This is a genomic window from Lacicoccus kunmingensis DSM 17847 (assembly GCF_059568765.1).
The window spans coordinates 90,688-116,847 of record NZ_JCANUC010000001.1 but is presented as its reverse complement, the minus strand read 5'-3'; the positions used below and the strand labels follow the sequence as shown (position 1 = coordinate 116,847).

Genomic DNA, 26,160 nt, shown 5'->3' with positions numbered 1-26,160 from the left:
TTAGAATTCTCCTTTATTTTTTTATAATATAAATTGACTTAATTCTTTGTCTCCCTGAATATGGGATAATTTACTGTTTACATACTGTTCTGTAATTTCCACATGTGCACCTTGCATATTGCTCGCTTCAAACAACAGTTCCTCGAGCAGTGTTTCCAGTATCGTATGAAGTCTTCTCGCACCGATATCGTCAGTGTCCGTATTGACCTGATGTGCAGTTTTCGCCAGCTGGACGATTGCTTCATCTGTAAAGGAAATGGATACTTCTTCGGTTTGAAGCAATGCCTCATATTGTCTGATCAATGAACGCTTCGGCTCTTTCAATATTTTCTCGAAATCTTTTTCGGTCAGTTTATCCAGCTCCACCCTGATCGGGAATCTGCCCTGAAGCTCAGGGATCAGATCACTCGGTTTGGAAACATGGAATGCACCGGCACCGATGAATAATATATGCTCTGTATCGATGGAGCCGTATTTAGTCTGGACCCGGCTGCCTTCGACAATCGGAAGGATATCCCGCTGGACGCCTTCTCTTGAAACATCGCCGGAATTCTGGCCGCCTTTGGCAATCTTATCCATTTCATCGATAAAGATGATGCCCATCGTTTCCGCCAAATGAATGGCTTCGTCGTTGACATTATCAGTATCAATGATTTTTTCAGCTTCTTCCCGAATCAAATACTCACGTGCCTTTTTAACAGACATCGTACGTTTATGTTTTTTCTTAGGCATAAACTGTTTGAACATATCCTGCATTCCGGATTCGTCCATGCCCGGCATCATCATGCCCATCGGATTTTGTTCTTCCTGGACTTCAATGCTGACTTCCTCATCCTCCAAATAGCCGTTCAGCAGCTTGGAGCGGAGATTTCGCCGTTTGTCCTTCACTTCAGGAGTGACTTCTTCCTCTGGTTCTTCACTGCCCTGCTGGTTCATCAGAGCTTCGAAAGGATTCGTCGTCGTTTTTTCCTTTTTAAATCCTGGTGCGAGCAATGCAATCAATCTTTCGTTTGCAAGATCTTCAGCATCGTCTTTGACGAGCACCATCTTTTCATCCTTGACCAGTTTGACACTTGACTGTACCAAGTCTCTGACCATGCTTTCGACGTCTCGTCCGACATAACCGACTTCAGTGAATTTGGTCGCCTCCACTTTTGTAAATGGAGATCCGGTCAGTTTGGCCATACGTCTTGCTATTTCTGTTTTACCGACACCCGTCGGTCCAATCATCAATATGTTTTTAGGGATGACCTCATCACGGAGTTCATCTTCAAGCATCATGCGTCTGAACCGGTTGCGCATTGCTATTGCAACTTTCTTTTTTGCTTCATCCTGGCCGATGATGTCCTCATCGAGCCTCGATGTAATCTCTCTTGGAGTCAAATTCTGTTTCAATATAAACGCTCCTTTAATCGATAGATTCTACTATTATATTGTCATTGGTGAATACGCATATTTCGCTGGCAATGAGCAGACTGTTATATGCAATTTCCTTCGCCGTCAGCTCACTGCTGTGACGTTTCAACGCACGTCCGGCGCTGAGCGCAAAATTCCCGCCGCTGCCGATTGCGAGTATGCCGTCATCAGGTTCAATGACTTCACCTGTTCCTGAGACAAGTAATAGTGTCTCTTTGTCCATTACGATTAACATTGCTTCAAGCTGGCGCAGCATTTTATCCCCGCGCCATTCTTTTGCGAGTTCTACCGCCGCTCTTTGCAGATTGCCGTTATAAGAATACAGATTCGCTTCAAACTTTTCGAATAAAGTAAATGCATCTGCGACACTTCCTGCAAAACCCGCCACGACTTTATCATCAAACAATCTACGTACTTTTTTGGCAGTGTGTTTCATTACGACCTGATTGCCGAGTGTCACCTGACCATCACCTGCGATGGCCCGGGAGCCGTTATGCTGAATCGCAAATATCGTGGTACCTTTTATAGCCATTTTCTCACCTCTTCTGACTTCCTGGATGTGTATTCAAATATGTTTTTCTAAGTTGCTCTTTTGAAATATGAGTATACTTCTGAGTTGTCTGAAGTGATTCATGTCCGAGCAGTTCCTGCACCGCCCTGATGTCCGCTCCGTTGTTCAAAAGATGAGTGGCAAAACTGTGTCTCAGCTTATGAGGGTGGAGATCAAAGTTCTGTGCACTGCGCTTGACCATCATGTCAAGCACATGGCGCAACCCTCTCACTGTGAGCGGCTCATAACGGTAATTGAGCCAGAGCGAATCACTTTCGTCGATAAATTTTTTAAAATGTTCGATATATTCCTTCAAACTCGATTTTGTACTTTCATTAAAAGGCACTATTCTTTCTTTGTTCCCTTTTCCATACACTTTAATAATCATATATTTAAAATCTATTCGATCTATTTTTAAAGAAATCAATTCGGATGCACGGATTCCTGTGGCATACAGCAGTTCAAGGATTGCTTTATCCCTTAAGTACATCTTGCTGCTCTGATCCAGAGAATCAAAAAGTGCGACGATTTCATTTTCATATAAAAAGGTGGGCAGCGCTTTTTCTTTTTTTGGAAAAGGCAGATTTAAGAATGGATGATTTTCAACCTCTTCATATTCGATCAAAAAATGATAATAACTCCGCAGAGTAGATATCTTTCTGGATACAGTCGATCTTTTAAGTCCTTTATCATACAACATGGCCAGGTAGTTTCTGGCATCCATATACTTAAATGTATTTACATTCAAACCTTCACTCTTTAGAAAATCATGAAATTCATCTAAATCTTTAGCATAGCTTTTAATTGTGTGTGCCGATAAATTTCTCTGATAAAGCAAACGGTCCAAAAAACGTTGTTTAAAAACGATCGGCTCTACCTCCTTTTATCAGAATCTTAACACAATTCCAAATAGCCTTTCAATAATTTTACTGTACAGACAAAAAGCATGGATAAGCGCCCATTCAGTATTATAAAATATTTTACCGTGAATTGCACACAATAATATGAATATTATCAATTAATTATCTAATCAATTAATTTTAGAGCCCAAAAAATCTACCTATTGATTATAGGTAGATTAAAAGTTAATTATTCACTTTCTCCGTGTAATCACAGTTTGAACATTTAACCTGGGCATTCTTACCTTTTTTCGCTTCAACAAGATGATGGTCACATTTCGGACAAGCTCTTCCTATCGGCCTGTCCCAGCTGATGAAATCACATTCAGGATACTGGTCACAGCCGTAAAATATACGGTTCTTTTTGGATTTGCGTTCAATGACATCGCCTTTTTTACATTTCGGACAAGTCACACCGATTGATTTGACAATTGCTTTTGTATTTCTGCAGTCAGGGAAATTGGAGCAGGCTTTGAACTTGCCGTAACGTCCCATTTTATAAACCATCGGAGAACCGCATTTCTCACAATCTTCACCGACCGGTTCATCTTTGATTTCTATTTTCTCCATCTCTTCTTCCGCACGTTCAACACGCGGTTCGAATTCTTTATAAAAATCATCGATGACTTTTTTCCATGACGCTTTCCCTTCTGCAACACTGTCGAGGTCTGCTTCCATCGTCTTTGTAAAGTCAACATCTATAATGTCCGGGAAGTACTCCTCCATGGATTGGTGGACAATCTCGCCGATTTCAGTCGGCATAAAACGTTTCTGATCCATACGGACGTAGTTACGTTTCTGTATCGTATCGATTGTCGGTGAGTATGTTGACGGACGGCCGATGCCGAGTTCTTCAAGTGTTTTAACAAGCCTTGCCTCTGTAAATCTCGGCGGCGGCTGAGTAAAGTGCTGATTCGGATCGATTTTCAGGCTCTTGACCTTCTCACCTTCAGCAATCTCAGGAAGACGGTTGTTCAATTCTTCTTCCTCATCATCTTTACCTTCTATATAAATCTGCATGAAACCTTTAAATTTAATCGTCTGACCGTTACTTCTGAAAATGACACCGTTGTTCGACATGTCCATTCTGACAGTATCGAGAATAGCAGGCGCCATCTGGCTTGCTATGAAACGATCCCATATGAGCTTGTACAGACGGTACTGGTCACGTGTCAGATACTGTTTCATATTCGCAGGTGTTCTCATGCTCGAAGTCGGTCTGACCGCTTCGTGCGCATCCTGGCTTTGTCCATTTTCTTTTTGTTTCTTTTTATAGCCAAGGAACTCCTTGCCGAAAGTATCTACTATATAATTCTCGGCTTCTGATTGTGCGACCGGTGAAATTCTTGTGGAGTCAGTTCTCATATAAGTGATTAAACCGACTGTACCCGATCCTTTTATATCAATACCTTCATATAGTTGTTGCGCGACCATCATTGTTTTTCTTGTCTTGAAGTTTAATTTTCTAGCTGCTTCCTGCTGCAGTGATGAAGTCGTGAAACTGTTGGCCGGAAAACGTTTCTTCTCTTTTTTCTCTACTTTGTCGACATTGAATTCATCGCCGGAAATCTCGGCAAGTACTTTATCGACATCTTCTCTTGTCTTCAACTTCACTTTTTTATTATTTACGGAATTGAATTTACCTTTGAATTCCGAACGCTTATATTTGAAGTCGCTCTCAATCGTCCAGTACTCTTCCGGTTTGAAATTACGTATTTCATTTTCACGGTCGATGATCAGACGGAGCGCAACAGATTGTACACGTCCTGCAGACAAACCTTTTTTAACTTTCTTCCATAGTACCGGTGAAATATTGTAGCCCACCAGTCTGTCCAATAAACGTCTGGCCTGCTGTGCATCAACCAGTTCCTGATTGATCTTGCTCGGACTTTTAAAGCTTTCTTTTACTGCATCTTTTGTTATTTCGTTAAATACGACTCGATAGTAATCATTATTTTCACCGAGAGCATGTGATAAGTGCCATGCTATCGCTTCTCCCTCGCGGTCCGGGTCACTAGCTAAAAACACTTTCTTGGCTTTTTTCGCTTCCTTCTTCAAATCTTTCAAAAGCGGACCTTTGCCTCGAATTGTAATATATTTAGGTTCGTAATTGTTTTCAGTGTCAATTCCCATTTGACTGCGGGGCAAATCACGCAAGTGTCCCATTGAAGCAACGACTTTATATCTTTTGCCTAAGTACTTTTCAATAGTTTTAGCTTTCGCAGGGGATTCTACTATTACTAAATTATCAGCCACGATGCGTTTGCCTCCTTCGGTTGTACTTTCAAAATCAAATACTAATTGCATTTATTTCTTTTGTCAACTCTTTAAGATTTTTCACATTGCTAAAATACTGAAAATTTTTATTAATAATCCTTTAATATATCATCGCTTGAGAGCACAATTTCAGCGCCTTCCTGAATGCGTGCATTGGTACCTTTTGATAACAATGAAGTAATGTTACCCGGCAGACAATAAGTGTTCCTATTTTCATTCATGGCCATTTCCAGCGTCACCAGACTGCCGCTTTTCTCTTCCGCTTCCGTTACAAGCACACCGAGTGCCAATCCCGCTATAATACGGTTCCGTGCTATGAAACGCCATTTCTCTATTGATGCATGGGGCGGATATTCACTGATTGTGAGGTTTGAATGTTCCATCCGGGTCCGTATACTATATGTAGATTTTGGATAATGAAAATCATGACCGAAAGCGAGCACACCGATTGTCGGTACTTCATGCGAAAGACAAAGCTTATGTGCAATTTCATCCGCCCCGTAAGCAAGCCCTGAAACAACCGATAAATTTTTCAAATCAGGAATAATTTTCTCCAATGATTCCGAAGTGTACCGTGTCGCTTTTCTGCTCCCGACAATTCCGATCATCGGTCTGTTAAATAAACTCCGGTCGCCTTTTAGATAAAGTATATATGGCGGATCGTGTATTTCTTTTAGCAGCGCCGGATAGTCCTCATCATTGATGGTCATATATGATATATTCCGGTCGGCGAGCTGCCTCATGATCATTTCAGTGTTCAGCCTGTTTGCTGCTGAAAGTTTACTCTGTATTTTCTGTGGCAGCCTGAACCCGGACCGGATATTTTTTATTTCGTTATATTCCTGAACAGTTACCCCTGCGTATGACATCGCCAAATAATTCAAGTCATCACCTCTTTATATGATAACTTTAATTATATGGTATAAAACTGAATTTAAATTTTACATTATCAATTCAAAAAATTGGTAATTAAAGACAAAAATAGTGCTGTCCGCAATTGGAACAGCACTATTTTTAATCATATAGACGAGAATATGAAGTTTATTTTACAGTCAGGCACTTTTCATAAAGGCCGTCTTCTTTTTTAATACGGTTGATCAGAGTTTCACCGATTTCTGACGGTGTATCTGAAGTTTCAATACCGCAAGCATTCATAGTCTTGATTTTTTCATCAGCAGTACCTTTACCGCCTGAGATGATTGCACCAGCGTGGCCCATACGTTTTCCTGGAGGCGCAGTTACGCCGCCGATGAAGCCGACAACAGGTTTAGTCATATTTTCTTTGACCCACTCAGCCGCTTCTTCTTCAGCAGTACCGCCGATTTCACCAATCATTACAACCGCTTCAGTTTCCGGATCTTCGTTGAATGCTTTAAGCGTATCAATGAAGTCCGTGCCGTTTACCGGGTCTCCGCCGATACCGACAGCGGTTGTCTGGCCGATTCCAGCCTGAGTCAGCTGATGAACCGCTTCATAAGTCAATGTACCTGAACGGCTGACTACACCGACATGGCCTTTTTTGTGAATATAGCCCGGCATGATGCCGATTTTACACTCATCAGCAGTGATGACACCCGGACAGTTAGGACCGACAAGACGTGTTTTCTTGTCTTCTAAATAACGTTTTACTTTCACCATATCAACTACAGGGATATGCTCTGTAATACAGATTGCAAGATCAAGTTCTGCCTCAGCACTTTCGATGATTGCATCTGCTGCAAACGGTGCCGGTACATAGATTACCGATACTGTCGCACCCGTTGCTTCTTTAGCTTCTTCTACTGTATTGAAAACAGGAACGCCCTGAACTTCCTGGCCACCTTTACCCGGTGTTACACCTGCTACAATTTTAGTGCCATACTCAAGCATCTGCTCTGTATGGAACAATGCAGTCGAGCCAGTGATACCTTGTACTAATACTTTCGTATCTTTATCAATAAAAACACCCACAGTGAATTCCTCCGTTAATTTTTATTTATTTTCTTCTACCGCTGCAATAATCTTTTGAGCACCTTCAGCCATTGTTGTCGCAGGAGTGATATCAAGACCTGAGTCTTTCAGAATCTTTTTACCTTCGTCGACGTTCGTACCTTCAAGACGTACGACTAATGGAATTTCAAGTCCTACATTTTCAACAGCTTCTACAACACCTTGTGCAATAACATCACATTTCATGATACCGCCGAAGATGTTGACGAAAATACCTTTCACACCTTCATCACCAAGGATGATTTTGAAAGCTTCAGTAACCTTCTCAGCAGTTGCACCGCCCCCTACGTCAAGGAAGTTGGCAGGTGTTCCGCCGAAGTGATTGATCGTATCCATCGTTGCCATTGCAAGACCTGCACCGTTAACCATACAGCCGATGTTACCATCCAATGCAACGTATGATAGATCAAATTTGGAAGCTTGTATTTCTTTTGGATCTTCTTCATCAAGGTCACGCAGTTCAACAACATCTTTCTGTCTGAACAATGCGTTTTCATCGAAGTTCACTTTTGCATCAAGTGCAAGAACTTCACCTTCGCCTGTTGTGACAAGCGGGTTGATTTCGATGATTGAAGCATCTTTTTCAATGAAGACGTTATAAAGGGAAAGCATCAATTTTGCTGCTTTGTTAACAGATTCTTTAGGTATATTGATATTGAATGCCAGACGCTTCGCCTGATAAGGCATTAAACCGACAACCGGATCAACAACCTCTTTAAAAATTTTCTCAGGATTAGTTGCCGCAACTTCTTCAATTTCAGTTCCGCCCTCTTCAGAACCCATGAGAACTACTCTGTCAGTTGCGCGGTCAATGACAAAACCGATATAATATTCACTTTGAATATCGCAGCCTTCTTCGACAAGCAGCCTTTTAACTTCTTTGCCCTCAGGCCCTGTTTGTGGAGTCACTAATACTTTTCCAAGTAATTCCTTAGCATACTCCTTCACTTCATCGATAGTTTTGGCAATTTTAACCCCTCCGGCTTTACCTCTGCCGCCGGCATGAATTTGAGCTTTGACCACATATACATCCGAGTCAAGCTCTTTTGCTGCTTTCACAGCCTCTTCCGGTGTATAGGCAACGCTGCCTGTTGGAACGTTTACACCCATAGAGCGAAAAATTTCTTTCCCTTGATACTCATGAATATTCATGTTCTTCCTCCTAAGATAAGTTTAATCCTTACACTTCAATTATAGAAAAGGTAAATATTAAAGTAAACTGTCAGAACAATGTTTTCTGACTAATTTTACTTTTCACCGGCTCAAAACTCATTCTGTGTATCTTTGTGACACCAAAACGCTCAATGCCGTCGAGATGTTTCTTTGTTCCGTAGCCTTTGTTTTTTTCAAAATCATAGCCTGGAAATTCCTCACTATAACTATCCATCATCATATCACGAGTTGTTTTGGCAAGCACGCTTGATGCAGCGATTGAGTTGGAATTCGCATCACCTTTGATGATTGACGTCTGCTCTATATCCGTATCAAGCATCATGGCATCGATCAGAAGATGTTCCGGACGCTCTTTCAAACCATCCACAGCACGCTTCATGGCGAGCCTTGTCGCTTCGTATATATTATATTTATCAATTTCTTCAACCGTTGCGATGCCGATGCCGTAATCTGTATGTTCCATGATGAATTCCCGGAATTCCATACGTTTTTTTAACGACAGTTTTTTTGAATCATCCAGGCCGGGCAGTATGAAGCCTTCCGGAAGGATGACCGCAGCGGTGACGACTTCACCGGCTATCGGACCGCGGCCGGCCTCATCGATACCGGCAACAATCTCACCCGCATGTTTATTTTCATACCTTTTCATATACTCATATTTTTCCAGCAAAGCGTTCTGTTTTTCAAGACGGGTTCTGTGCTGTACCAGCGCCTTTTTGACGCCCGCCCGGGCATCATCATGATGCGGGCATGATTCCAGCACATCCAATGAATCAATCAGCCGGATTTCTTTTGTAATTTCACTGATTGTCGCCATCAAAATCACTCACTTTATCCAATGTATATCTGCCGATCTTGGCATTCCTGATGTCGTAGATGACTTTATCCGTCACTGCTTCATAGTTAATTTCGTTGCCGCTCATCTTAAGACCGCGGCTTTTTCCGATGGCATCGTAAAGCTCGATGACACCGCTCTCTTCATCGACTGATATATTATAAAATTTGTTTAAATCCTGGAGATGGTACTGTTGTAAAAATTCCAGTCCGAATATAGCTACTTCATCCAAAGGCACCACGGAATCTTTGATCGCCCCTGTCAGAGACAGTTTCTTGCCGACCGTCTCATCTTCGAATTTCGGCCACAGAATACCCGGTGTATCCAGGAGTTCCATATTTTTGCCTGCTTTTATCCACTGCTGGGCTTTTGTCACCCCCGGCGTATTACCGGTTTTGGCGATTTTTCTTTTGGCAATATTATTGATCACCGTTGATTTTCCGACGTTCGGTATGCCGATAATCATGGCTCTGATCGCTCTTTTATTTATCCCCTTACTCTCCATCTTTTCAAAAATTTCTTTTGTCGCTGCAGCGGCCAACGGCTCAATTTTTGAAATGATCTGGTGGCTGCGGCCGTTGATGGCGACGGGATGCTTCCCCTGCGCCTTAAAATGGCTGATCCAGCGGTCCGTTTCACTCTCGTCAGCCATATCCATCTTATTCAGAACAACGACACGCGGCTTATGCTGTGTGATATCATCCATCATCGGATTATGACTGGAATAAGGGATTCTTGCATCCAGGATTTCTATGATGACATCTATTTTCTTTAAATTTTCCTCAACTTCTCTTCTTGCTTTGGCCATATGACCAGGAAACCAGTTTATACTCACAGTTTTTCCCTCACTGTCATGATATTTTATATTACTCTTTATCCAGACAATCATACCAAAATAAAAACTCGAACATCAAGTTGTGATGTCCGAGTTTTCATCGAATTATCTAATTTCTCTGATACGAGCTGCTTTACCACGCAGGCTGCGCAGGTAGTAAAGTTTCGCACGACGTACGCGTCCACGACGAGTAACATCTATTTTCTCAATTTTTGGCGTGTGTACAGGGAATGTACGCTCTACACCAACACCGTATGAGATTTTACGTACTGTAAACGTCTCAGAAATGCCGCCGCCGCGTCTTTTGATAACTACACCTTCAAAGACCTGGATTCTTTCACGGCTGCCCTCGATGATACGTACGTGAACTTTTACAGTATCTCCGGGTTTGAATTCCGGCAGATCTGTTTTCAGCTGCTCTTTCGTCAAATCGTTAATTAATTGTTGTGACATTAATATCTTCTCCTTCTTCCAACTTTCTTGCCAATCATAGCAGCGGATAGTTGTGATTAGTGCCTAAACACTCGTATAATATTACCATATACTTTCAGGTCTTTCAATATCTTTCCCTCAAATAAAAGTTTTAATCCAATAAATCCGGCCGGCGCGCTCTCGTCCGCTTCAGACTTTCATTGTAGCGCCACTCGTCTATCTTCTTATGGTCGCCGCTGAGCAGCACTTCCGGCACCTTCATTCCGCGGTATTCCCTCGGGCGCGTGTAGTGCGGATGTTCAAGCATACCCGTGGAAAACGAGTCCTGCTCATGACTTTCCTGATTGCTGATGACATTCGGTATGAGCCTGACAATCGCATCTGTCATCGTCATGCTTGCAAGCTCCCCGCCTGTCAGTACATAGTCACCAATGGATACTTCATCGGTCACCAGTGTACGTATACGCTCGTCGTAACCTTCATAATGGCCGCATATGAAGACGATATTCTCTTCCGTGCTCAAATCTTCAGCCATCTTCTGGTTGAAGGGTGCCCCCTGCGGACACAACAGTATTACGCGCGGATTTTCAACTTCCAGCGCATCCATCGCGTTGAAAATCGGTTCCGGCTTCAATACCATCCCGGCACCGCCGCCATATGGATAATCATCCACTTTGTTATGCTTATCTTCGGAGTAATCGCGAAAATCTATCAGATTATAATCAACGATCCCTTTATCTTTTGCCCGCTTTAAAATCGAGGAGTTCAACACGCCGTCGTACATTTCCGGGAACAAAGTCAAGTAATGGATATTCATTCCAACAATCCTTCCATCGGTGTAATGATTATTTTTTCATTTTCAAGATCGATGCTCTTAACAACATCTTCAATATAAGGAATCATATATTCCTTATTATTTTCATCCCGGACCGCCCAGACATCATTCGCACCCGTCTGGAAAATATCCGTGACATGTCCGATTTCTTTTCCGTCATCTGTATGGACGCCCAGGCCGATGATTTCACTGAAATGAAACTCACCTTCTTCAAGCGTCAGTTCCACTCCTTCTGCATCCTGCAGAACGTCCTCATTCTTTAAAGCCTCGACTTCATTGATGTTTGTAATCCCTTCAAAAGTCAACAGATGAAAATTTTTATGCATGCGGTATTTTTCTATTTTAAGATCTTTATTTTTTATATGTACGGTCCGTCCCGGCTGAAAACGTTCCGCTGTAAAGTCAGAATCACTGAGTACCTTCACTTCGCCGCGCACCCCGTGGAAACCGACCAGCCTGCCTATTATAATCATTTTATAACCACCTTAAAAATTAATGGATTCATGGTGAACCACCGGTATGGCACACCCGTTCCTCTTCAATATCATCTATTATATACCCGTTGCCGACAGGCAGACAACCATTAAAACAGATGTGATTTTGCATCACGGTGTTGAGACAGGCAGGGATTCACATTTTGCGGTTGCGGGCCTTTGATTCTGTCACTGCCTGAACAGCAGAATAAAGTCCCCTGCTCACATAAGAGTCAAAATCATCCCAAGTGAGCAGCCAGCGCACAAACGCCGGGACATAAAAAAGAGACACGCCCATCCGGGTGTGTCCTCAAAATTTAATCTACATCAACAAACACTTTCTTGGAACTGTCGTGATTCGTATTGGACATGATGATACGTATTGCCTTGATTACACGGCCACGTTTACCAATTACACGTCCGACATCATCACTGTGTACTGATATTTTGTAAGAAACATTGTACTTTGATTCTTCAAAAGAGATTTCCAAGTCTTCCGGATGATCAAGCATCGGTTTAAGAATTGTTTGTAATAAATTTTCCATAGTGCTTATTTCCCAAGTTTTTCATTGTGGAATTTTTCCATAACACCTTTGCGGCTCAGGATGTTGCGAACTGTGTCGCTTGGTTTCGCACCGTCTTTTAACCATTGCATTGCTTTATCTTCATCTAAAGTGATGTTTTCATCTTCTTTAGAAACAGGGTTGTATGAACCGATCTGCTCGATGATACGACCATCTCTTGGACTTCTCGCATCTGCTACCACAATACGGTAGTAAGGATTTCTCTTGGAACCCATACGTGTCAATCTTAATTTTACAGCCATTTGAATAACTCCTTTCTCTCTTCAATTTCACTTTTACTACTATATCAGATAATAAAAAACTTGTAAAGAGTTTTCCCTTTACAAGTTTAAATTTCTTTATTTTAGAATGGCAGCTGCATATTTCCAAATGGATTTTTCTTCTTGCCTTTGCCGCCTGTCATCTGTTTCATCATTTTCTTCATATCATTGAACTGTTTCAGAAGACGGTTCACTTCCTGAAGTGAGCGGCCGGAACCTTTTGCGATTCTTTTCTTTCTGCTCGCATTGAGTTTTTCAGGTTTTTCACGCTCTTCCATCGTCATTGAACGAATGATCGCCTGTACGTGGTCGATTTCCTTACCGCTCATCTGCATCTTGTCGAGACCCTTGATCTTATTCGCACCGGGCATCATTTTCAGCAGTTCATCCAGAGGCCCGAGAGTTTTCACCTGGTCCATCTGTTCGAGGAAGTCATCAAGAGTGAAGCTCTGATCTTTAATTTTCTGCTCCATTTTCTTCTGCTCGTCCATATCCACATTGGACTGTGCTTTTTCGATAATGGACATCATGTCGCCCATACCGAGAATTCTCTGTGCCATACGGTCCGGGTGGAATGATTCGAGTCCGTCCATCTTCTCGGATACACCGATGAATTTGATCGGTTTTTCAGTGACTGAACGGATGGATAACGCCGCACCGCCCCGTGTGTCGCCGTCGAGTTTTGTCAGAGTGACACCGGAAATGTCCAGAAGATCATTAAATGATTCCGCAACATTGACCGCATCCTGACCGGTCATGGAGTCGACAACAAGCATGATTTCATCAGGGTTGGAAATCTCCTTGATATCTTTCAGCTCATTCATCAAGTCTTCATCAACGTGCAGACGGCCCGCAGTATCGATGATGACAGTATCCAGGTGCTCTTCTTTGGCATGAGCGAGCGCTTTGGTCGCTATTTCCTGAGGCTTCACCTTGTCGCCAAGGTTGAAAACCGGTACGTCAATCTGTTTACCGACTGTTTCCAGCTGGTCGATTGCTGCCGGACGGTATATGTCGCCCGCTACGAGTATTGGTTTTTTATTGAAATTCTTTCTTAAATGCAGTGCCAGTTTACCGGCTGTCGTCGTTTTACCGGCACCTTGCAGACCGACCATCATGATAACCGTCGGCGGTTTCTGGGCAAGATTGATCTTTTGATTTTCTCCGCCCATCAGTTCCGTGAGTTCTTCTTTTACAATTTTAATAACCTGCTGGCCGGGTGTCAGTGACTGCATGACATCACTGCCGAGTGCGCGCGCGCGTACCTGGTTTATAAATTGTTTGACCACTTTAAAGTTGACGTCCGCTTCAAGCAGTGCAAGACGCACTTCGCGCATCATCACTTTAACGTCTGATTCAGTGACCTTACCTTTACTTTTCACACGGTCCATCGTGGCCTGGAGTCGTTCTCCTAAACCTTCAAAAGCCATTGTTACTCCTCCTCCAGAGTTTCAAGTTCATTTATAACATCGTTTATTTTACTGACATTTCCATCTTGTGCATACTCTTTAATCTGTTGATAATACTGCTGTCTCTTTGTGAAATCATGATACAGCTCCAAGTTTGTTTCATAGTCTTCAAGCAGATCTTTAGTACGTTTTAAATTATCATAAACAGCCTGTCTTGTCACATCCAAAGTTTCTGCAATTTCACTGAAAGTGTAGTCTTCCAGGTAATAAAGTTCCACATAGGCGCGCTGTTTTTCGGTCAGCAGTGAATGATAGAAATCATATAAATAGTTTATCCGGGTCGTTCTTTCAAGTTCTTCAGTCATTTTTATCACTGGCTTCTTCTGCTGTATCCAGCTCTTCAGACTGATGGATCATATCTGCAAAGAGTCCGTAAACGTAGTTTTCAGCATCGAATTCCTGAAGGTCATCCAGCTGTTCACCGAGACCGACGAATTTAACCGGAATACCAAGCTCATTTTTAATCGCAAGAACGATACCGCCTTTGGCAGTGCCGTCAAGCTTCGTAAGCACGATACCCGTAACGTCTGTCACTTCCTTGAATGATTTCGCCTGGATCAGAGCATTCTGGCCGGTGGTCGCATCAAGAGTAAGCAGCACTTCATGCGGTGCATCCGGTACAACTTTCTGAATGACTTTCTTCATCTTGCCGAGTTCATTCATTAAGTTCCCTTTATTTTGCAGACGTCCCGCAGTATCACAGATTAAAACATCCGTGCCTCTCCGCTTCGCTGCATTGACCGCGTCAAACATCACTGCTGCCGGGTCACTGCCCTCAGCCTGTCTGATGACCTCCACATCGACACGGTCCCCCCAGACCTGGAGCTGGTTGATTGCACCGGCACGGAATGTATCACCGGCAGCAAGCATGACAGACTTGCCTTCGTTTTTATATTTGTGTGCAAGTTTCCCGATGCTCGTCGTTTTGCCGACACCGTTGACACCAACAACAAGAATGACTGTCAGACCGTCTTTCTGAATATTCATTTCTTCAGACAGATTGTCATTCCGTTCGTAGATTTCTACCATTTTTTCAACGATTGTCTCTTTTAAATCTTCTGTTTCGGTAATGTTTTTAAGTTTTGCTTCCTGTCTGAGTTCGTCAGTCAGTTCCATCACTGTGTTGAACCCGACATCTGCGCCGATCAGTAATTCTTCAAGCGCCTCGAAAAAGTCTTCGTCCACTTTACGGTAGACCGACATCAGCTGGTTGATTTCCGACTGGAATTTCTCACGGCTCTTCTCAAGTCCCGCTTTGAACTTATAGGCGAGCTGTTCCTGCTCCCATTCCTCGAATTCATCAATGCTGATCAGACCGTCATCCAGTTTTTCATTCTGGTGTTCTGCCGACGGCAGGTCCTCCGTCTTCTTCTCAGGTCTGAATTTCTTTTTAAAACGATCAAAAATACCCATTTATATACACCTCTATATTAGTCAGTCTTACACATTGGCTTCGTCATATTCTTTCAGATCCACACTGATCAGCTGGCTGACGCCGCGTTCCTGCATCGTCACCCCGAACAATCTGTCCGCCTCTTCCATTGTACCTTTTCTATGCGTAATCACAATGAATTGTATATCTTCGGAAAGCTTTTTCAAGTACTGCGCATAACGCACCACATTCGTCTCATCCAGTGCCGCTTCAACCTCATCCAGAATGATGAACGGACTTACTCTTACTTTCAGCATGCTGAATAAAAGGCTGATTGCCGTCAGCGCTCTTTCTCCGCCAGATAAAAGTGAGAGGCTGGATAATTTCTTGCCCGGCGGCTGTGCATATATCTCAATGCCTGAATTTAAAAAGTCATCTTCTTCGGTCAGTCTCAGTTCAGCGAGTCCGCCACCGAACATCTCCTTGAATACTTCGCCGAAATGATGGTTCACTTCATGATACGCAGTTTCAAAACGTTCTGCCACCGTATCATCCATTTCTGAAATGACTTCAAGCAGTGTCTCTCTCGCATCAAGCAGATCCTCTTGCTGGGTTTTCAGGAACTGGTAACGCTCATAGACTGTTTTGAACTCTTCGATCGCACCAATATTGACAGGGCCGAGTTCGTCGATGCTCTTTTTATTTAAATTGATCTGCAGCCTTTTATTATCTATATCAGTGAATTCGGTGAAATTACCGCTCTCATGTTCATAAGTCGTCTTATAATTCTCCGATAAATACTGCAGCTTCTGCTCGAGCTGTGTATCGAGCTTTTCTTTCTGACCCGTAGCTGTACGAAGTGTTTCCTGAAGCGTTTCAGATTCGCGGTATATTGCTTCTCTCTCCGCACTCTTTTCCTGATATGAAACTTTCAGGCTGTGCTGTTTTTCAGATATGTCATCCGCTTCTTCATACAGACCATCGAGCGCTGCCTGCAGCGCCTTCTGTTCAGTTTCAAGCGTCCGGACGTCGAGTGTCGTGAGGTCGAGAGAAATGATCTCCTGCTCATTTTCAATATCCTCGATCACTTCTGTCACTTCCTGCAGCTGTTCATTCAGCCTTGCATACTCGCTCTTCTTGTAATTGTGGCGTTCCGTCGTTTTTGTCATTTCATTCTGTATCGCATTATATTCATCGGACAACAGTTTCAGTTCCGTCTTCTTATCCTTATCGGATGTACTGATCAGACGGATGCGCTCATCCAGGTTTTTAAGTTCCTGCTCTTTCCTTTCAATCTGTTCAGTGAAATCCGCGCCATCGTTCTGCTGCTGCCTTGAAGACAGTTCATCAGTGATCATCATCAGAGTTTCCTGCCTTGACTCAAGCTGATAGCTGAGTGATGAGACCCGGCGCTTCAATTCTTCGAACCGGTCCCCCTGTTCTCTGCCTTCATCTTCCAGCTTGGCGACATTCATATCAATATCTGTGATGCTGCCGCTTAAATCGCCGACTTTTTTCTTCTGCGCTTCAATCAGGCTGTCATATTCCGACAGTTTTTTACTGATTTCATCGATTTCATTTTTAGTTTCCAAAACGGAGCCTTTAGACTGTTTGGAACCGCCGCTCATTGCACCGCCCGGGAAGACGGTCTCCCCGTCAAGCGTCACAATCTTCACACGGTGGCTGGTTTCCCTTGCCACGGCACTCGCATCATCAATTGTATCGACGACGAGTGTCGTACCGAGCAGATGCCAAATAATATTTTCATATGCCGGGTCAATATTGACGACATCCGCAAGCACTTCCGCCTTGATTTCAGAATTGTCCATGGTATGTTGAATCTGCTGATTCAGCTGACGTCTTTTTATGACATCAAGCGGCAGAAATGTCGCAAAACCGCGTTTTAAGTTCTTCAAATACTGAATCGCCTTTTTAGCATCATTCTCACGCTGCATGACGATGTTCTGGCTCGCGGCGCCGAGCGCCGTATCAAGTGCTGTCACGTATTTTGATTCGGCATCGATCAGCTCACCAACCGCGCCGATTACGCCATTCAGCCGGCCATCATTTTTCAGGACGGCACGGACACCCGGAAAATAGCCCCTGTATTCGTTTTGGACCGTCTTCAGCATATCCAGCTTTGATTTCTGCTGATTATAATACTGGATGCTTTTTTCAAGCTTCGCATTCTCTTCATGGTATGAACTGTTCAGTCTGTCTCTGTCCGCTGTCTTCTCTTTATAAGTTTCTCTGAGAGACGTTAACTGTGCTTCACTTTTTTCAAAGGCGTCCTGTTTGTCCTTCAGCTCGGTTTCGTATTCGGAGACCTCTTTTTGAAGCTCTTCCAGACGCAGTTTCTGCAGGCTGTAGTGGGAATTCTGATCATTTTGTATTTCTTCATTTCTTTTCTGCTCATTTTCAAGCGTGGTCTTTTCAACCATAAGTTCATAATAGTTATCTTTCAGGTTTTCTATTTCATCGCTGTTATCTTCGCTTAAATATGTTCTTTTCTGTTCTGTTTCGTCCAGACTTTCCTTCAGGGATTTAAGTTTTTTGTCATAGTCTGCCAGTTCATCGCTTAATTCATGGACCAGACCGTCCAGCTTTTCCCGTTCGGCACGGTTTGTCTCCAGCCGTTCGGATAAATCTTCCTTCATCTGGCCTTTATTGGATTTACGCTCTTCAAAAAGAGCGATTTTCCCATTCAGCTGTTCCAGTTTCTTCGAAGTTTCCACAATCTTTTTATTGAGCGTTCTTGAAGTCGTATCTTCGGTGTCACGGCTTGTGCTGAGTTCTGCCAATTCCCGGTCGAGCTCAGCAGTCTGCTGCTGATACTTTTTCAGTTGCTGCTCAGAATCAGAAACCGTCTTATTTTCAGTTTCAAGTCGTTTCAGAAGGTGGTTGATATCGTACACATTGACCTCGATATCCGCTTTTTTCATCTCTTCTTTCAATGCAAGATATTCTTCCGCATTGGCACTTTCGATTTCAAGTTTTTCCACTCTGCCCGACAGTTCCTGAATAATATCGTTGACACGGCTTAAGTTGTCTCTTGTTTCCTCAAGTCTTTTCACCGATTCTTTTTTGCGTTTCTTATACTTCATCACACCGGCGACTTCTTCGATCAGTACTCTTCTCTCATCCGCACGCGCTTTCAGCAGCGACTCGACTTCACCCTGGGAAATGATGTTGTATGCATTTTTACCGAGACCTGAATCGAGGAACAGCTCGGTAATTTCTTTTAGGCGCGCACGTTCATCATTGATGAAATACTCGCTGTCACCGTTTCTGTACAGCTTGCGCATAATATTCACTTCATCCGACTCCACCGGCAATGTCCGGCTTTCATTGTCCAGCTGCAGTTTGACTTTCGCTGCGTTCATCGGTGTTCTTGAATCTGTACCGTTAAAAATCACGTCTTCCATCTTAACACCGCGGATTGATCTTGCCGACTGTTCACCGAGCACCCACCGGATGGCATCCGTAATATTACTTTTACCGCTCCCGTTTGGTCCGACAACCGCCGTCAGCCCACTGTCAAATTTTATATCCACTTTATTGGCAAATGATTTGAAACCATCCGCTTCAATCGATTTTAAATAAACCATTTACTTACTCCTAGTCGTGAATCGCGAACAATGCGTTTTCAGCAGCACGCTGCTCTGATTCCTTTTTTGAACGGCCGTGGCCGGTGCCAAGCTGTTTGCCGTCTATAAAGACGCCGCTCTCAAAACTTTTATTATGGCTCGGCCCTGATTCTTTCAGCAGTTTGTACTGCAGCTCTTTATTATACTTCTTGTGCGTTTCTTCCTGTAATAAAGTTTTATAATCCACGACCGCATTATAGTGGGCATCTTTGATGTCTACAAAGATATAATCCTGCAAAAAGGCTTCTGCCCTCTCGTGCCCTTCCTGCAAATAAAGTGCACCTAAAAATGCTTCAAACGTATCTGAGATGATTGACGGCCGGCTGCGTCCTTCCGTCTTTTCCTCACCTTTTCCTAAGATGATGAGCTCCGGCATTTTTAATTTAACTGCGAATACTACAAGTGAAGGTTCACACACAATGTTTGCTCTGAGTTTGGTCAAGTCTCCTTCCGGTAATTCCGGGAACTTTTTGTAAATGAAGTCTGACACCATCAATTCTAGTACAGCATCGCCGAGAAATTCGAGGCGCTCATTATTGTATATTTTATTCAAGTTCAGATCGTTTATGAAAGAACTGTGCATAAACGCCTGTTGGTAAATCGGATGCTCACCAAGATCCATATTGATCCGCTTTTGAAAATCCTTGAATATAGTATTGAAACTGTTAATTTTTTCGAGTGCATATTTATCTTTTTTCACCCTGTTAAAGATTGCTTTCATCTATCGTTCACCCCTGTCTGTCCATTTTATCCAAAATATATGGTTTAGAAAAGAATTTCATAAATAAAATCCACTTGAATAAGTGGATTTTATCTCTTTTCATTATTTTTCTAATTTTTCGATATAGTCAAGAGCATCGCCGACTGTAAGAATCTTTTCAGCTTCTTCATCAGGAATTTCCATTTCGAATTCATCTTCAAGTTCCATAACAAGTTCTGCAATGTCCAATGAATCTGCACCCAGATCATCTTTGAAAGATGCATCTTTAGTGACTTTCTCTTCATCAATTCCAAGTTTGTCGACAATGATGTCTTTTACTTTGTCAAAGTTTGCCATATATCTCACCTCCCTTTAATAATATCACAGCGATTATCCCATGTACATACCGCCATTGACGTGAATTGTCTGCCCGGTAATATAGTTCGCTTTGTCGCTTGCAAGGAAGCTCACAGTATCTGCAATATCCTTAACATTTCCGAAGTGATTCAACGGAATCTGGCTGAGCATGCCGTCTTTTATTTCATCAGACAGCACATCTGTCATCTCACTTTCGATGAAACCGGGAGCAATCGCATTGACCGTGACACCTTTTGGCGCCAGTTCACGGGCGACTGAGCGTGTCAGTCCGTCGACCGCCGCTTTTGAAGCGACGTAGTTTGCCTGTCCGGCATTGCCGAGTGATGCGACGATGCTTGATATGTTGATGATCTTGCCCGACTTCTGTTTCAGCATTGGACGTGTAACGTTTTGGATCACGTTGTAAGTCCCTTTCAAGTTCACGTCAATTACACGATCGAAGTCCGCTTCTTTCATCCTCATCAAGAGGCCATCTTTGGTGACGCCTGCATTGTTGACGACAAGGTCGATTGAACCGTGTGTACCCGTGATATGTTTGATCATCGCTTTGACATCATCAAAGATTTCCACGTGGCACTGGTAGCTTTCTGCACTGCCGCCCGCTTCTTTTATCTCTTCGACAACTGCATTGGCCTTATCTTCGGATCCTGAATAATTGACAATGACATGGTACCCTTCTTTGCCGAGCTCAAGAGCGATGCCTCTGCCGATTCCTCTTGAAGATCCTGTTACTAATGCTGTTTTAGTCATCTGAATACTCCTTTACCTGATCTAATGTATCAATATTTTTAACTTTTATTGATTTATCGATTTTACGCGTCAGACCGTTCAATACTTTTTTAGGACCGACTTCAATTCCGCCTGTCACACCGTTTTCAGCTGCGGTTTCAATACATTCGACAAATCTTACCGGACTTGTCATCTGTTCCACCAGCTGCTTTTTAATCGTTTCGCCGTCCGTTTCAGGCTGGGCGCTGACGTTTTGTATGACCGGGATGTTCGCATCCTTGAATTCGATGTCCTCTACGAATGTTCTGAATTCATCCAGAGCTTCTTTCATCAGATGTGAATGGAATGCGCCTGAGACGTTCAATGGCATCACGCGTCTCGCGCCTTGATCTTTTGCCTTCTCTGAAAAAGCATCCACCGCTTCTCCGTCACCGGAAACCACGACCTGGTCCGGTGCATTGATGTTCGCCGGAGACACTTTGAGCGTATCGTCGGAGACAGATTCACATAATTCCAGAAGATCGGCATAATCCATGCCGATGACCGCTGCCATTTTTCCGCCTTCGCTCCGGCTCATCAGCTCGCCGCGTTTCTGAACGATCTTCACACCGTCGGAAAGAGACAGCACCCCCGCGTGTACCAATGCCGGAAGCTCACCGAGACTGTGACCGAGCACAAAGTCGCCTTTAATGTCTGCTGCTGCGATGACAGCAAGTGAATGTGCAAACAGTGCCGGCTGGGTGTACTCTGTCGAATTGAGGCGTGCGTCCTCCTCAAACATGATCGACTTAAGATCGAAATCCAGCTCATTGAAAATTTCGTTCAAAACTTTTTCTGCACGCGGATTGTTCTCATACAGATCTTTCGCCATTCCGCTGTACTGGGCACCCTGCCCCGGGAATAAAATGATTTCAGCCATTATTCATCACCGACCTTTTCTTTGATTTTATCCAGTGCACCGCTTTCCGCCATGCGTTTCGACTGCTTTACAGCATTATGAAATGCGAGCGCGTCACTTGAGCCGTGCGCTTTCAGAACATAGCCGTCCAGTCCGAGCAGCGGTGCGCCGCCGACCTTTCTGTAATCAAGCAGATCTTTTATACTGCCGAAATCCTTTTTCAGAATCCCTGCGGCCAGTTTGTTCTTCGTGTTTTTCAAGAAAATTTCCTTAACTTCGGTCATCATGGATTTCGCAGTACCTTCAATCGTCTTCAATACGATGTTGCCTGTAAATCCGTCTGTTACCGCGATATCGATAGTGCCGGAAATGATGTCGCGTGTTTCGAAATTTCCTGTGAAGTTCAAGTCGCTCTCTTTCAGCAGGTCGAATGCGCCTCTTGTCACTTCATTCCCTTTATTGTCTTCACTGCCGATATTGATCAGCCCGACTTCCGGGTTCTTTCTGTTTTCAATGCCTTCCATGTAGATGCTTGCCATCTCTGCAAACTGATACAGGTGTTTCGGCTTGTTATCGGAATTTGCGCCCATATCAAGAAGCATGATGCCTTTACCTGTAGTGTTCGGAATGATGGATGCGATTGCCGGGCGTTCGATGCCTTTGATTCTGCCGACAACGAATAATCCCGCACTCATGATCGCCCCGGTATTTCCGGCGGAGACGCACGCTTTTGCTTCTCCGTCTTTAACCGCTTTTGCTGCACGCACTAAAGAGCTGTCTTTCTTTCTGCGGACCGCCCTTACCGGGTCATCTTCAGACTCCACTTTTTCAGTCACTTCGATGAATTGAATCCGCGGATGGGAGCCTGTATAACTGCCCTTTAAACCATAGGCGAGAATTTCAATGGAAGTGTCCGCCTCCACTGCTTTCATCACACCGTCGACGATTGCCTCCGGTGCGTTATCTCCGCCCATCAGATCGACCGCAATTTTAACCATTATTATCACCCTCATTCGAATAATACATTTCAAATTGTCCTTTAAAAATCAATCTGCCTTCCACTTTGGATTCAACCGTAATGGAGGCATTATTATTATCCATATCGTTTACAATCGCCTTCGATATGACTTTGTCATGTAATTTTGCCTGTCTTTTAAATTCGATGTTGGCACTTTTGGTTAAAGCAAGCGGTTCATTGATTACTGCGACACATAATGAATTGGCCTGCGCGAATAAAAAGTGGCCTCTTGCGATTTCATTTCTTTCAAATACATGCCCTTCTTCAATGATGAACAAACTTAATGCCTGTGAATTTAATTCTATATCAATAATCTCACCGGTCACTTCCTGCAGTGACAGACTTTTAATCTTGTCCACTTCTTCAGTCGCGACATTTTTAATGCGCGCCCTGAGTTCCGGTATCGCGAGCTCCAGTCTGTCAAGACGAATGGTCTGAATACTGACGCTGAAGATTTCTGCAAGCTTCTCATCAGTCAGGAATGGATCTTCGCTGATTCTCTCGAGCAGTATTTCCTGCCGTTCACTTTTTTTATATTTAGCCATATTGATACCTCATTTAGTAGTTGGTACTAAAATCAGTATATATAAGTGTATTTAGGATTTCAAATAATTTTATAAGAATTAAAGAAAATAAAAAGAGCACTCCCATTTCTGAAAGCGCTCTTCTAAGTATGGCCTAGCTTAATATCAGATCGACAAGTTCACGTGTTTCAATCTTACCGAAGTAATGACTGAGGTCCAGCGTCTCAAGCATCGACTCAAGCTCATCTCTTTCGACGCGTGTTCCGACAAGCGCGGATTCAACATCTTTAATATCGCCCTTGCCGAAAAAGTCACCGAAAATCGAACAGCTGCGGATTTTACCTGATTTTATGTCGAGGGACACTTCAACTGTCCCAGGCGTAAGACGCGCATCCCTGTTGTAGGAATACTGCGGGGACTTGCCGTAGTTCCAGTCCCAGTTTTTATACTTCTCTTCCACAAGCTTATCTATCGCCTGCCAGTCTTCATCCTTCAGTTCATAACGTTTTGCTTCATCCATATCTTTCAGGCCGAGCAGTTCTTTGATCATAAGATCTTTGAATTCGGACGTCGTCACATCTTTATATTCGGGTGCCAGATGTTCACGAATCGTGGTTACACGGGAGCGGATGGACTTTATTCCTTTGGATTCAATCTTTTTGCGGTTTGGATTGAGCGCCTGAACCATCGCTTCCGGGTTGATATCCAGCAGCAGTGAGAATCCGCCATAAACCCGGCCTTTCGTCAGTGTCATCGCCGCGCCGGACACTTTCTTTCCGTCGATGACGAGATCGTTTCTGCCGCTCTGCTCGACATTTTTTACACCCAGGTTTTTAAGCGCCTGGATGACCGGCTCGTACATTTTCTTATAGTCCCCGTACACGCCGCTGTCCTCGGAAACTAAGAAGCAGATGTTCACTGCGCCGTCATCGACAAGAATTGCACCGCCTCCGGTTTCCCGTCTCATCAGCATGATGCCGTTTTCGTCCAGGTACTCCTGATTCACTTCGGCAGCAGCGTTCTGGAATCTGCCGATTTCAAGCTTCGGGTCGCAGTAGTATGGGAAAATGATGCCGTCATCCAGAAATATGTTTTGCTGGACATGCACCTGCAGTGCAGTTGCATACGCACCGTCAGTAATATATTCACCGTTTCTGTATGGTTCGATCAGATACATTCAGATCATCCTTCATATGTTAATTGTTTATGTGCATTTAAAATGTTCTTTTGGATATCGCCGGTCAGTGCCACAGTCTGGGGTCTGACAGCTTTTGGTGTCCTGTAGGATTTCTGGTTCATCGGTACGTAAAGTGCATCCGCGTTGCTCCGGGTCATTCTCCAGAACGGATGCTTGATGAACTGGGGCGTTGTATAGCCGACCCCGATTTCCAGATAGAGCACTTTGCCCGTACTGTTTTCTTCGAGAAATGCATTGTACTTCGTGCGGTCCGCTTCGAAATCATCGTCTTCGACCATTCCCTTATCCGCAGTGCGTTTGTTCACTTCCATCGGTGCATCACATTCCGGGCAGTATGGAATGAGTTCATACGGAATCTCCATATCTTCCTGCACCTTTGCCATCTCACGGATCTGATCATCGTGACGGTAAGTCTGCTGATGACAGAACTTCGAACACTGCCATAAAATATATTCACCCTGATAATAAAATACTTTATCCATATCATAATCCGCCGCATAAAAAGCATTGTCAGCATTGGTTGTGATGACATGGTATTTCTTTCCTTCGAGCATTTTTCTGAGTGCGATATATCCTTCCCCCGCCGGCTGATCCAAATAATTCAGCTCGACAAAGCGGCTCTGGAACGCCCAGTACTCCTGTCTTGAAGGAAACTCGAACAGGCTCGCCTGAAGCATATCGAACCAGTTGTATTTTTCAATAAAGTCCGGAAAATTCTTTTTGAAACGATCACCGATATATGTAAATCCGTCTGCTGCGGACATGCCGGCACCGATGCCGACGACTACCGCATCCGCTTCATCGATCAGTCCTGCAAGCATTCTGCTTTCATCATTCTCTGTTTCTAACGTCTTCCAATTATTCATAGAATTACGACCTTCCTCAAGTTAGATGTCTCCTGTAAATATCAAAATCCTCATCATCAAATACATTGAAGATGACTTCAAGTTCAGAATTGGTACTGTGCAAATATTCTTTGACCGTATCGACCGCAATCTTCGCCGCTGCTTCTTTCGGGAAACCGAAGACACCTGTTGATATACTGCAGAATGCGATATTCGACAGATTTTCCTTGTCGGCAAGCTTCAGACAGCTCATATAGCATTTTTTGAGCAGATCTTCCTTCATCGGCGACACTTTGCCGTCTTTCACATACGGGCCGACGGTGTGCACGACATGAGCGGCCGGCAAGTTGTAGCCGGAAGTGAGCTTCGCCCTGCCGACTGCTTCTTTTCTGCCCTGTGCCTCCATTATCTTTGCACATTCCAGACGCAGTTCAACGCCCGCTTTCGTATGGATGATATTATCGATACAGTTATGGTTCGGTATGAGACAGCCGAGCATGTCCGGATTCGCAGCATTGACGATTGCATCCGCCTTGAGTGTCGTAATGTCCCCCTGCCATAAATACAGGTGGTCTGCAACCGGCGTAAGTGACTCAGAATCTGTCACACCCACATCATTGTATTCTTTTAAAAAAGCATCCTGCACTTCTATGAATTCATCCGTGACCGAAGCCGGCGGACGTTCGTTCGCAAGACCGCGGAACATTTCAAACGCCGCGTTAAAATTTTCAGGCACTGTTTCTGTTATATTCTTTTCTTTTTGCATATATGAAATTAAATAGTTCAGTCTTCCCTGCCGGGACATGATCATCACCTGATTCCTA

27 protein-coding genes and 1 pseudogene are annotated in these 26,160 nt (G+C 43.7%); 1 reads left to right on the top strand and 27 read right to left on the bottom strand.

Annotated features, from left to right (window positions below; genetic code table 11):
- Nucleotides 1–21: 21 nt before the first annotated feature.
- From hslU to rimM, 12 genes and pseudogenes are all read right to left on the bottom strand, one after another.
- On the bottom strand, nucleotides 22–1,395 hold the full coding sequence (gene hslU, locus BO48_RS00585; protein WP_496365493.1) for an ATP-dependent protease ATPase subunit HslU: 1,374 nt from the start codon (nucleotides 1,393–1,395) through the stop codon (nucleotides 22–24).
- 13 nt (nucleotides 1,396–1,408) lie between these two features.
- The gene (hslV, locus tag BO48_RS00580; RefSeq protein WP_496365492.1) at nucleotides 1,409–1,948 is read right to left on the bottom strand and encodes an ATP-dependent protease subunit HslV; all 540 of its coding nucleotides are present in this window, start codon (nucleotides 1,946–1,948) and stop codon (nucleotides 1,409–1,411) included.
- Between the two features lie 4 nt (nucleotides 1,949–1,952).
- On the bottom strand, nucleotides 1,953–2,834 hold the full coding sequence (gene xerA / locus BO48_RS00575; protein WP_496365819.1) for a site-specific tyrosine recombinase/integron integrase: 882 nt from the start codon (nucleotides 2,832–2,834) through the stop codon (nucleotides 1,953–1,955).
- Between the two features lie 217 nt (nucleotides 2,835–3,051).
- Nucleotides 3,052–5,121: a type I DNA topoisomerase gene (gene topA, locus BO48_RS00570; protein WP_496365491.1), complete on the bottom strand. Its 2,070-nt coding sequence runs from the start codon at nucleotides 5,119–5,121 to the stop codon at nucleotides 3,052–3,054.
- A gap of 110 nt (nucleotides 5,122–5,231) precedes the next feature.
- Nucleotides 5,232–6,026, bottom strand: a complete 795-nt coding sequence (dprA, locus tag BO48_RS00565; RefSeq protein ID WP_496365490.1) for a DNA-processing protein DprA — start codon at nucleotides 6,024–6,026, stop codon at nucleotides 5,232–5,234.
- A gap of 157 nt (nucleotides 6,027–6,183) precedes the next feature.
- Nucleotides 6,184–7,092, bottom strand: coding sequence for a succinate--CoA ligase subunit alpha (gene sucD / locus BO48_RS00560; RefSeq protein ID WP_496365489.1), 909 nt, complete (start codon nucleotides 7,090–7,092; stop codon nucleotides 6,184–6,186).
- 21 nt (nucleotides 7,093–7,113) lie between these two features.
- A pseudogene (gene sucC / locus BO48_RS00555) lies at nucleotides 7,114–8,286 on the bottom strand (ADP-forming succinate--CoA ligase subunit beta); the annotation flags it as partial.
- Nucleotides 8,287–8,353: 67 nt separating this feature from the next.
- Nucleotides 8,354–9,121, bottom strand: coding sequence for a ribonuclease HII (gene rnhB / locus BO48_RS00550; protein ID WP_496365488.1), 768 nt, complete (start codon nucleotides 9,119–9,121; stop codon nucleotides 8,354–8,356).
- Nucleotides 9,105–9,974, bottom strand: coding sequence for a ribosome biogenesis GTPase YlqF (gene ylqF / locus BO48_RS00545; RefSeq protein ID WP_496365487.1), 870 nt, complete (start codon nucleotides 9,972–9,974; stop codon nucleotides 9,105–9,107). Before ylqF ends, rnhB begins: the two co-directional genes overlap by 17 nt.
- Before the next feature lie 105 nt (nucleotides 9,975–10,079).
- Nucleotides 10,080–10,427 (bottom strand): 50S ribosomal protein L19, encoded by a 348-nt coding sequence (gene rplS, locus BO48_RS00540; protein ID WP_092983695.1) that lies wholly within the window; start codon nucleotides 10,425–10,427, stop codon nucleotides 10,080–10,082.
- A gap of 130 nt (nucleotides 10,428–10,557) precedes the next feature.
- Nucleotides 10,558–11,223 carry a tRNA (guanosine(37)-N1)-methyltransferase TrmD gene (gene trmD / locus BO48_RS00535; RefSeq protein ID WP_496365486.1) on the bottom strand — a complete coding sequence of 222 codons (666 nt, stop codon included), beginning with the start codon at nucleotides 11,221–11,223 and terminating at the stop codon, nucleotides 10,558–10,560.
- Nucleotides 11,220–11,714, bottom strand: coding sequence for a ribosome maturation factor RimM (gene rimM, locus BO48_RS00530; RefSeq protein ID WP_496365485.1), 495 nt, complete (start codon nucleotides 11,712–11,714; stop codon nucleotides 11,220–11,222). Before rimM ends, trmD begins: the two co-directional genes overlap by 4 nt.
- A 46-nt stretch (nucleotides 11,715–11,760) precedes the next feature.
- On the opposite strand from rimM, the gene BO48_RS00525 reads away from it, so the two are divergent.
- Nucleotides 11,761–11,898, top strand: a complete 138-nt coding sequence (locus BO48_RS00525) for a hypothetical protein (RefSeq protein WP_496365484.1) — start codon at nucleotides 11,761–11,763, stop codon at nucleotides 11,896–11,898.
- 133 nt (nucleotides 11,899–12,031) lie between these two features.
- Here the strand turns inward: BO48_RS00525 and BO48_RS00520 are convergent, their stop codons facing one another.
- The 15 genes from BO48_RS00520 to BO48_RS00450 form a co-directional block, all read right to left on the bottom strand.
- On the bottom strand, nucleotides 12,032–12,259 hold the full coding sequence (locus BO48_RS00520; protein WP_052256632.1) for a KH domain-containing protein: 228 nt from the start codon (nucleotides 12,257–12,259) through the stop codon (nucleotides 12,032–12,034).
- 5 nt (nucleotides 12,260–12,264) lie between these two features.
- Entirely contained in the window at nucleotides 12,265–12,540 is a 276-nt protein-coding gene (gene rpsP / locus BO48_RS00515; RefSeq protein WP_496365483.1) for a 30S ribosomal protein S16, read from the bottom strand.
- A 101-nt stretch (nucleotides 12,541–12,641) separates the two neighbouring features.
- Complete coding sequence (gene ffh, locus BO48_RS00510) at nucleotides 12,642–13,988, bottom strand: signal recognition particle protein (protein WP_496365482.1); 1,347 nt, start codon at nucleotides 13,986–13,988, stop codon at nucleotides 12,642–12,644.
- A gap of 2 nt (nucleotides 13,989–13,990) precedes the next feature.
- Nucleotides 13,991–14,332: a putative DNA-binding protein gene (locus BO48_RS00505; protein ID WP_496365818.1), complete on the bottom strand. Its 342-nt coding sequence runs from the start codon at nucleotides 14,330–14,332 to the stop codon at nucleotides 13,991–13,993.
- Entirely contained in the window at nucleotides 14,325–15,440 is a 1,116-nt protein-coding gene (gene ftsY, locus BO48_RS00500) for a signal recognition particle-docking protein FtsY (RefSeq protein WP_496365481.1), read from the bottom strand. The genes BO48_RS00505 and ftsY overlap by 8 nt, the downstream gene beginning before the upstream one ends.
- A 27-nt stretch (nucleotides 15,441–15,467) precedes the next feature.
- Nucleotides 15,468–19,007 (bottom strand): chromosome segregation protein SMC, encoded by a 3,540-nt coding sequence (gene smc, locus BO48_RS00495; RefSeq protein WP_496365480.1) that lies wholly within the window; start codon nucleotides 19,005–19,007, stop codon nucleotides 15,468–15,470.
- Between the two features lie 10 nt (nucleotides 19,008–19,017).
- Nucleotides 19,018–19,767, bottom strand: a complete 750-nt coding sequence (gene rnc / locus BO48_RS00490) for a ribonuclease III (RefSeq protein WP_496365479.1) — start codon at nucleotides 19,765–19,767, stop codon at nucleotides 19,018–19,020.
- 102 nt (nucleotides 19,768–19,869) lie between these two features.
- Nucleotides 19,870–20,103: an acyl carrier protein gene (locus tag BO48_RS00485; RefSeq protein WP_052256638.1), complete on the bottom strand. Its 234-nt coding sequence runs from the start codon at nucleotides 20,101–20,103 to the stop codon at nucleotides 19,870–19,872.
- A 33-nt stretch (nucleotides 20,104–20,136) separates the two neighbouring features.
- A complete protein-coding gene (gene fabG, locus BO48_RS00480; protein WP_496365478.1) occupies nucleotides 20,137–20,874 on the bottom strand; it encodes a 3-oxoacyl-[acyl-carrier-protein] reductase in 738 nt (245 codons plus the stop codon).
- Nucleotides 20,867–21,772 (bottom strand): ACP S-malonyltransferase, encoded by a 906-nt coding sequence (gene fabD, locus BO48_RS00475; protein WP_496365477.1) that lies wholly within the window; start codon nucleotides 21,770–21,772, stop codon nucleotides 20,867–20,869. Before fabD ends, fabG begins: the two co-directional genes overlap by 8 nt.
- Complete coding sequence (gene plsX / locus BO48_RS00470) at nucleotides 21,772–22,749, bottom strand: phosphate acyltransferase PlsX (protein ID WP_496365476.1); 978 nt, start codon at nucleotides 22,747–22,749, stop codon at nucleotides 21,772–21,774. Before plsX ends, fabD begins: the two co-directional genes overlap by 1 nt.
- Nucleotides 22,742–23,314, bottom strand: coding sequence for a transcription factor FapR (fapR, locus tag BO48_RS00465; RefSeq protein ID WP_496365475.1), 573 nt, complete (start codon nucleotides 23,312–23,314; stop codon nucleotides 22,742–22,744). Before fapR ends, plsX begins: the two co-directional genes overlap by 8 nt.
- Before the next feature lie 133 nt (nucleotides 23,315–23,447).
- Nucleotides 23,448–24,470 (bottom strand): lipoate--protein ligase, encoded by a 1,023-nt coding sequence (lplA, locus tag BO48_RS00460; RefSeq protein WP_496365474.1) that lies wholly within the window; start codon nucleotides 24,468–24,470, stop codon nucleotides 23,448–23,450.
- Nucleotides 24,471–24,475: 5 nt separating this feature from the next.
- On the bottom strand, nucleotides 24,476–25,357 hold the full coding sequence (locus BO48_RS00455; RefSeq protein ID WP_496365473.1) for an SIR2 family NAD-dependent protein deacylase: 882 nt from the start codon (nucleotides 25,355–25,357) through the stop codon (nucleotides 24,476–24,478).
- Between the two features lie 16 nt (nucleotides 25,358–25,373).
- Nucleotides 25,374–26,147: a protein-ADP-ribose hydrolase gene (locus BO48_RS00450; protein ID WP_496365472.1), complete on the bottom strand. Its 774-nt coding sequence runs from the start codon at nucleotides 26,145–26,147 to the stop codon at nucleotides 25,374–25,376.
- Nucleotides 26,148–26,160: the final 13 nt, after the last annotated feature.

Coding starts and splice junctions, on each gene's coding strand:
- hslV (WP_496365492.1), bottom strand. CDS start 1,948: ATGGCTATAAAAGGTACCACGATATTTGCGATTCAGCATAACGGCTCC.
- rnhB (WP_496365488.1), bottom strand. CDS start 9,121: ATGGCGACAATCAGTGAAATTACAAAAGAAATCCGGCTGATTGATTCA.
- rplS (WP_092983695.1), bottom strand. CDS start 10,427: ATGTCACAACAATTAATTAACGATTTGACGAAAGAGCAGCTGAAAACA.
- trmD (WP_496365486.1), bottom strand. CDS start 11,223: ATGAATATCCATTACTTGACTTTGTTCCCGGAAATGTACGACGGCGTG.
- rimM (WP_496365485.1), bottom strand. CDS start 11,714: ATGATTATAATAGGCAGGCTGGTCGGTTTCCACGGGGTGCGCGGCGAA.
- BO48_RS00525 (WP_496365484.1), top strand. CDS start 11,761: ATGGCACACCCGTTCCTCTTCAATATCATCTATTATATACCCGTTGCC.
- BO48_RS00520 (WP_052256632.1), bottom strand. CDS start 12,259: ATGGAAAATTTATTACAAACAATTCTTAAACCGATGCTTGATCATCCG.
- rpsP (WP_496365483.1), bottom strand. CDS start 12,540: ATGGCTGTAAAATTAAGATTGACACGTATGGGTTCCAAGAGAAATCCT.
- ffh (WP_496365482.1), bottom strand. CDS start 13,988: ATGGCTTTTGAAGGTTTAGGAGAACGACTCCAGGCCACGATGGACCGT.
- BO48_RS00505 (WP_496365818.1), bottom strand. CDS start 14,332: ATGACTGAAGAACTTGAAAGAACGACCCGGATAAACTATTTATATGAT.
- ftsY (WP_496365481.1), bottom strand. CDS start 15,440: ATGGGTATTTTTGATCGTTTTAAAAAGAAATTCAGACCTGAGAAGAAG.
- smc (WP_496365480.1), bottom strand. CDS start 19,007: ATGGTTTATTTAAAATCGATTGAAGCGGATGGTTTCAAATCATTTGCC.
- rnc (WP_496365479.1), bottom strand. CDS start 19,767: ATGAAAGCAATCTTTAACAGGGTGAAAAAAGATAAATATGCACTCGAA.
- BO48_RS00485 (WP_052256638.1), bottom strand. CDS start 20,103: ATGGCAAACTTTGACAAAGTAAAAGACATCATTGTCGACAAACTTGGA.
- fabG (WP_496365478.1), bottom strand. CDS start 20,874: ATGACTAAAACAGCATTAGTAACAGGATCTTCAAGAGGAATCGGCAGA.
- fabD (WP_496365477.1), bottom strand. CDS start 21,772: ATGGCTGAAATCATTTTATTCCCGGGGCAGGGTGCCCAGTACAGCGGA.
- plsX (WP_496365476.1), bottom strand. CDS start 22,749: ATGGTTAAAATTGCGGTCGATCTGATGGGCGGAGATAACGCACCGGAG.
- fapR (WP_496365475.1), bottom strand. CDS start 23,314: ATGGCTAAATATAAAAAAAGTGAACGGCAGGAAATACTGCTCGAGAGA.
- lplA (WP_496365474.1), bottom strand. CDS start 24,470: ATGTATCTGATCGAACCATACAGAAACGGTGAATATATTACTGACGGT.
- BO48_RS00455 (WP_496365473.1), bottom strand. CDS start 25,357: ATGAATAATTGGAAGACGTTAGAAACAGAGAATGATGAAAGCAGAATG.
- BO48_RS00450 (WP_496365472.1), bottom strand. CDS start 26,147: ATGATCATGTCCCGGCAGGGAAGACTGAACTATTTAATTTCATATATG.